Raw genomic sequence first — 7,167 nt, forward strand, 5'->3', positions numbered from 1 at the left:
TTAGCTACTCGATCTCATTAGATACATCAAATGAATTGTAATTTATAGATAATTATAATACTGACCTTTTTTCTCTTCAAGCTATCAGGACTTCCTTGTGCAAAGAATATGGTATTTCACAAACCGCCATCTCACGATAAATCAAACTCTATTCTGAAATTAAAATGGAGTCTGGTGAACTTCTTACAGCCAAGCAAGTACGTAAAATCCAAAAATAAAAAACAGCTTTAGAAGAGGAAAATCTAATCTTAAAAAAAAGCGATTGCCATATTCACGCCACATTCCACCAACGATTAAAGGCGATTCTCTACTTCAATTGCTGTGCCTTGCCTGAAACAAGCCAAATAACCTTTCTATCTTATACTGATTATATAAGATAGAAAGGCTATTTGTCGTTGCATCTGATTATTTCCGCTTACTTTTATACTGTTTATAACGATCTCAAGAATTTATTGTTTCCTGCGCTTCTTCCTGTGCAATTGTCAAAATTGCTGCCGGAATCCTGTAGGGTGAGCAGGATACATAAGTAATCGGTAGCTTTCTCAAAAAACGAATAGATTTGGGATCTCCGCCTACCTCTCCACAAACTCCGATTTTAGCACTATCTGAAATAGAGCATACATTCGATACCGCAATTTTTATCAGCTCTCCTACCCCATTTTCATCCAAATGCTGAAACGGATCATCTTTTAAAAGTCCTTTATCTGCATATTCACCTAAAAACTTCGCTGAATCATCTCTGGAGAAGCCATAAGTCAGCTGCGTCAGATCGTTGGTTCCGAAACTGAAAAAGTCCGAAGTTTGAGCAAGCTTATCTGCAACTAAACAGGCTCTAGGTGTTTCAATCATTGTACCGATCTTATATTGAAGGCTCTGTCCGGTCTGTTTGAAAATATCCTCTATAGTTTCTTCCAATAGTTTCCTCAGCATTTCCAGTTCTTCAGCTGTACTGATTAAAGGGATCATAATCTCTGGAATAGTAGTAAATGCTTCATTCTGATTACATTCCAAAGCTGTTTCAATGATAGCAGCAACCTGCATTTGATAAATCTCCGGCGTAGTCACCGCCAGACGACAGCCTCTATGCCCCAGCATCGGATTCTGTTCTTCCAGACTGTCCATTTTTCTTCGGATTTGTGCCGGCATCCGACCCGTTGCTTTTGCAAGCTCTTCTATTTCTTTTCCTGTTTTTGGTAAAAATTCATGCAGCGGAGGGTCCAGCAAGCGAATAGTACAAGAACGGCCTTCCATTAAGCAGAAAATTTCTTTGAAATCTTTTTTCTGATACTCTTTCAGCTTTTCCAATGGCTCCTGCAGACCTTTCCTGTCTTCTGCCAGAATCATTTTTCTCATTTCGCTGATTCGTTCTTCTCCAAAAAACATATGCTCTGTTCTTGCCAGACCTATACCGTCTGCACCTAGCTTTAATGCAGCTTGAATGTCTTCCGGTGTTTCCGCATTCGCAAAGACAAGAAGATGACTGTTCTCTTTTGCCCATTCAAGAATTTTATCCAGCAGAAGCTGTTCATCCCCTTGTTTCTTTGGGATATTCCCCTGGTATAAGGTTCCTGTTGTCCCATCAACAGAAAGAACATCCCCAGCTTTCATAGTCAGCCCGTTACAGCTGATCTGTTCCAAAAACTCATCTACTTGAAGCGCTTCACAGCCTGCTACGCAGCAAACACCCATACCTCGTGCCACGACTGCGGCATGAGAGGTCATTCCTCCCCTTGAAGTAACGATACCTTCACTGACCACCATTCCTTCAATGTCCTCTGGAGAGGTTTCCTGACGAACAAGGATTACTTTTTCTCCTCTTTCACTCGCTGCTTTCGCTGTTTCAGCAGTAAAATAGATATTTCCGCTGGCAGCACCGGGACTTGCCGGCAGCCCTTTGGCAATTGGGATTGCTTTTTCAAGTGCTGCTGGTTCAAAGACTGGATGAAGAAGCTGTGTAATCATGGAAGGTGTAATTCGTTCAAGCCCTTCTTTTTTTGAAAGAACCCCTTCTTCAACTAAATCAATACATACTCGAAAAGCGGCCTTTGCAGTCCGTTTCCCATTTCTGGTTTGTAAAATATACAACTTCTGGTTTTCAATAGTAAATTCAATATCCTGCATGTCTTTATAATGCTTCTCCAGATTTGAACCTATTTGCTTAAATTCTTCATACACGGAAGGCATTGTTTCTTTTAATGCGGCTATCGGCTGCGGTGTTCTGATCCCAGCCACCACATCTTCACCCTGTGCATTAAGCAGGAATTCACCAAAGATCCCCTTCTCGCCAGTTGCTGGATTCCTCGTAAATGCAACACCTGTACCGCTTTCAAAACCCGCATTTCCAAAAACCATTTCCTGAATATTGACTGCTGTTCCCAAATGGTCAGGAAGATCATGCAAACGCCGATATGTCTTGGCTCTCTTGTTATTCCAAGAGCGAAAAACAGCTTCTACAGATTGAAACAGCTGCTCCTTTGGCTCCTGTGGAAACGGTTTATGAACAGTTTCCTGATAAATGCCTTTGTATGCAGAAACTAAATACCGCCAGTCTTCTTCCTTCATTTCTGTATCTTCTTTGTAGCCTTTTTTATTTTTGTAAAAACTCAGCTGATCCTCAAAACGATTCTTGTTGATTCCCCAGACAACATCTCCAAACATTTGCAGCAAACGTCGATAACAGTCATAAGCGAAGCGGCCGTTTCCTGTTTTTTCAGCCAATCCATCCACTGTCTCGTCATTTAATCCCAAATTCAATATTGTATCCATCATACCGGGCATGGAAAATTTTGATCCGCTTCGAACAGAAACAAGCAGCGGCTGATCAACATCTCCAAGTTTTTTTCCTGTCTTCTTTTCTAAAGAAAGAATGTGCTGTTCTATCTCCATTTTCAGTTCATTCAGCAAATGCTGCTCATTCTTTAGGTAATCAATACAAGCTTCAGTCGTTATCGTAAAGCCATTTGGTACAGGTAAACCCAAGCTTGTCATTTCAGCCAGATTTGCCCCTTTTCCACCCAGCAGTCCAGCCTGATCTTTTGACCCTTCTGAAAAATCGTAAACAAAAACCATTGAATATCCTCCTCTGTTCCAAATAGTGTGCCACATTCGATATAAATCGAATTATATAGTGTGTCACATTACCTGTCAACAGTTTTTATGACGAGTGAAGATTTGACTTGATTTTATTTATGCCCCTATATATAATATATAGTATGTCACATTTAAGAGAGTAGGTTATCAACTATGCAATTAACTTCCAGACAGCTGGAAATGATTAAAATCGTAAAGAATAATGAGCCGATCAGCGGAGAAGCAATCGCAAAAACATTAGGCTTAAGCAGAGCTACTCTGCGCAGCGATTTAGCTATTTTAACAATGACTGGTCTACTCGATGCAAGACCAAAAGTAGGTTATTTTTACACAGGACAGACAGTAGAACCGCTTCTATACGAAAAACTCTATAGAAAAAAAGTAAAGGATATCATGATTCCTCCTCTACTGATTCCCCAATCAACAACCATTTACGATGCAGTAACCAATCTTTTTATGTATGATGTCGGTTCGCTCTATGTAAAAGATGATCAGGAAAAATTAATCGGTCTGCTGTCTCGAAAAGATTTACTGCGTGCAGCGATCAGCAACCCTCATACTGAAAAAACACCTGTTGCGGTAATAATGACCCGAATGCCGAATATCACTACAATAACCGGAGAACACACTATTTTGGAAGCCGGCGACCTTCTGCTTCAGCACAGTGTGGACACACTGCCGGTAGTTGATAAAGCAGAACCGGGAAAAGTAGTCGGCAAATTAACAAAAACCAAACTAATGGAATATTTTATCCTGGCAGGTAAAGATATTGAAAATGAAAATTATTAGGAGTGTTTAACTATTATGGAAAAAAACAGTGTAAAAATCTATTTAATCTCTGATTCTGTAGGGGAAACTGCTCAAAAAATTATTTCAGCTGTTTCAGCGCAATATCCAGATATCGATATGAGAGATATTCAACGTTTCCCTTTTATTACTGAAGAGGATTTGCTGCAGCCGATTTTAAAAGATGCATTACATGATAAAGCAATTGTTGTTACGACCTTGGTAAATAAGAAACTTGTGGCTCTCGTAAATAATTTTGCCAGAAGGACAGGACTTCAGTTTATTGATTACATGAGCCCGCTCAGTGAAATCATTGAAGGAACATTTGGCATCGCACCTTTACAGGAACCTGGGGCACTGCACAAATTAAATGAACAATATTTCAACCGCGTAGCTGCAATTGAATTTGCAGTCCGCTATGATGACGGAAAAGATTCTAAAGGCTTTCTGGAAGCCGATTATGTCTTGCTTGGCGTTTCCAGAACCTCGAAAACACCATTAAGCATGTATATGGCAAATCGAAATCACAAAGTAGCAAATCTGCCTCTTATTCCGGAAGTAGCCTTGCCAAAAGAACTGGACCAGATTGATCCGAAGAAAATAATCGGTTTGACAACTTCTATGGAAAGCCTGAGAGATATCAGAAAATCACGTCTGGACTCTCTCGGACTTAAAGGAGACTCCGCCTATACAAACTTTGATCGTATCAAGGAAGAATTAAACTATGCGAATCAAGTCTTTGAAAAATACAACACAATCATCATTAATGTTGATAAAAAATCAATTGAAGAAACCTGTTCATTAATTGAAAATATGACAGAAACCCAGATATAAGAAGATAAAACAGACACAGAAAGAGGGCCTGAGGTTGTGACAGAAGTGTTCTGCCTCAAGAACCAGGTAGGTAACATGCATCATCTACTCTGACGAGTCAATCGTAGTGATTTATGTCAATAAGTCGGACTATACGAAAATAGCTACTCATATTTTCAGTATAGTTCGCCTTATTTCCAGAACTGCTGTCTCTACGAGTCTAACGATTCTCGAGACAAAACATTACGCTGTATCCGTTTTTCTGAGTCTACGGTTCTCACTTCGTTCCGATCCTCGAAGCATGGAGGGGCTTTGGAACACCGTTTATTCGGCTTTAGCGGAGTCAGACATACTTATGTCACAGTCACAACCTCTTATTTTCCCAATAAACAGAAAATTTTTACAAACAAATCTCTAAATATTTCCAGGAAAGAAGGCGTATCCAGTTGACCAGACTGACACGAAATGAATTAATAGCAGAAATTATTAATCTGGAAGCTATTTTAAATCTTCCAAAAGGGACAGAACATTTTGTCAGCGATCTTCATGGAGAATTTGAAGCATTTGATCACATTCTGCGAAATGGTTCAGGCAGTATCAAAGAGAAGGTAAGGATTATTTTCGGAAAAAAACTGACAGATAAAGAAATCAATTCCCTCTGCTTTCTGATTTACTACCCTCAGGAGAAACTTGCTTTGCTAAAAGAGGAACAAATTCTGACATTCGATTTCTGGCAACAGAAAATTGAACAGCTGTTAACCATCGTACGCTTTTGCTCCTGCAAATATACCCGCTCGAAAGTCCGCAAAGCTCTTCCGGAAAATTATGCCTATATTTTAGAAGAGCTCATCTATCCCTACGACGAAGAGGCTGACAAGGAAGACTATTTTAAACAGATTATTGAGAAAATTATTGATCTTCAGGAAGCTGAATTTTTTGTCGCTGCTCTTTGTGAGCTGATCCAGCGATTGGTTGTGGACCATCTTCATGTAATAGGTGATATTTACGACCGGGGACCCTACCCTGACAAAATAATGGAAAAGCTGATCAATTATCATTCTGTGGATATCCAGTTCGGTAATCATGATATTATTTGGCTAGGTGCTTTTTGTGGTTCAAAGGCCTGTCTTGCCAACGTTCTGAGAATCTCTGCAAGATACGGCAATTTAGATCTGGTTGAAGATTCGTATGGAATAAATCTTGAGTCACTACGCAATTTCAGTAGAAAACATTATACAGATAATTTGCATTTCCAGCCAAAGAACAATCCTTACAGACAGCTTAGCACTGAAGAAAAAATCGACAGTATGCTAATTCAGCAGGCTATGACCATTATTCAACAGAAACTTGAGGGACAAATTATTATACGCCGACCTGACTTTAAAATGGAGGGGCGCCTTTTGCTGGACAAGCTTGAGGGAAATATCCTCAAATTGAACCAAAAAAACTACTCTACGGTCAACTCTTGTTTTCAAACAGTCAACATGGACTTTCCTTATCAGTTGAGCAATGAAGAGGATCAGCTTATGGAAGATCTCTCCCAACAGTTTAAAGAATCAAAACTATTGGAAAAACACATGTCATTTCTCGTTGAAAAAGGCTCTCTGTATTTAAATTATAATCATAATTTGCTGATTCACGGATGTATTCCGCTAAATGAAGATGAAACGTTTCAACCAATTCAGTTTAAAAAGTACACCTATTCAGGAAAAAAGCTGTTAGACTATTTTAACCAATGTATCCTGTCTGCATACCATAATCGACACAGTCAAATTGAAGAACTAACAGATATTATCTGGTATCTCTGGTGCGGCGAAGGCTCCTCTCTTTTTGGAAAAAAAGCAATGAAGACATTTGAACGATACTTTCTAAAAGAGAAAGAAACACATGCGGAGTTAAAAAATCCTTATTACAAATTGCGTGAAGATGAGCAGATTTGCATGAAATTAATGAAGGAATTCGATGCTGACCCTGCTTTGGGTAGCATCATTAATGGACATACCCCAGTAAAAGTGATGAATGGTGAAGCACCGATAAAAGCCAATGGAAAAATGCTGGTCATTGACGGCGGATTTTCTAAATCCTACCAAAAGATTACAGGAATTGGCGGCTATACACTTATTTCAAACTCCTATGGCATGCATCTGGCAGCACACAAGCCTTTTACAAAGAAAGAAGCAGCGATTCGCAACAGCGATGATATTGTTTCCAGCAGACAAATCATTGATCGAAAAAACAATCGCATTAAAGTTAGAGATACAACGATTGGTCAGTCGCTGAAAGAAGATGCTTTAAATCTGCAAAAAGTGTTGACAAAAAAACAAAGGAAGCTGGAATAATTAAATTCCTGCTCCCTTTTTGTATGTTCTGAAAACCCCCAGCTATGCTGGGGGTTCTTGAGAGCTTCCAGCGTGGTAGTAAAAAAGCCTCCTAAACTGATAAGATGAAGTTGGTTTCCCGACCACCACATCAAAAGTT

At 39.4% G+C, this 7,167-nt stretch carries 4 protein-coding genes; 3 read left to right on the top strand and 1 reads right to left on the bottom strand.

Annotated elements, in window-relative coordinates; translation table 11 throughout:
* Positions 1–441 precede the first annotated feature (441 nt).
* Positions 442–3,069 (bottom strand): pyruvate, phosphate dikinase, encoded by a 2,628-nt coding sequence (ppdK, locus tag LI954_RS13500; protein ID WP_229444726.1) that lies wholly within the window; start codon positions 3,067–3,069, stop codon positions 442–444.
* 174 nt (positions 3,070–3,243) lie between these two features.
* On the opposite strand from ppdK, the gene LI954_RS13505 reads away from it, so the two are divergent.
* From LI954_RS13505 to LI954_RS13515, 3 genes are all read left to right on the top strand, one after another.
* Positions 3,244–3,879 carry a helix-turn-helix transcriptional regulator gene (locus LI954_RS13505; protein WP_202067463.1) on the top strand — a complete coding sequence of 212 codons (636 nt, stop codon included), beginning with the start codon at positions 3,244–3,246 and terminating at the stop codon, positions 3,877–3,879.
* Positions 3,880–3,894: 15 nt separating this feature from the next.
* A complete protein-coding gene (locus tag LI954_RS13510) occupies positions 3,895–4,710 on the top strand; it encodes a pyruvate, water dikinase regulatory protein (protein WP_202067462.1) in 816 nt (271 codons plus the stop codon).
* Between the two features lie 425 nt (positions 4,711–5,135).
* Positions 5,136–7,028 (top strand): fructose-1,6-bisphosphatase, encoded by a 1,893-nt coding sequence (locus LI954_RS13515; protein ID WP_229444727.1) that lies wholly within the window; start codon positions 5,136–5,138, stop codon positions 7,026–7,028.
* Positions 7,029–7,167: the final 139 nt, after the last annotated feature.

The organism is Enterococcus sp. CWB-B31 (assembly GCF_020567645.1).
Taxonomy (GTDB): domain Bacteria; phylum Bacillota; class Bacilli; order Lactobacillales; family Enterococcaceae; genus Enterococcus_L.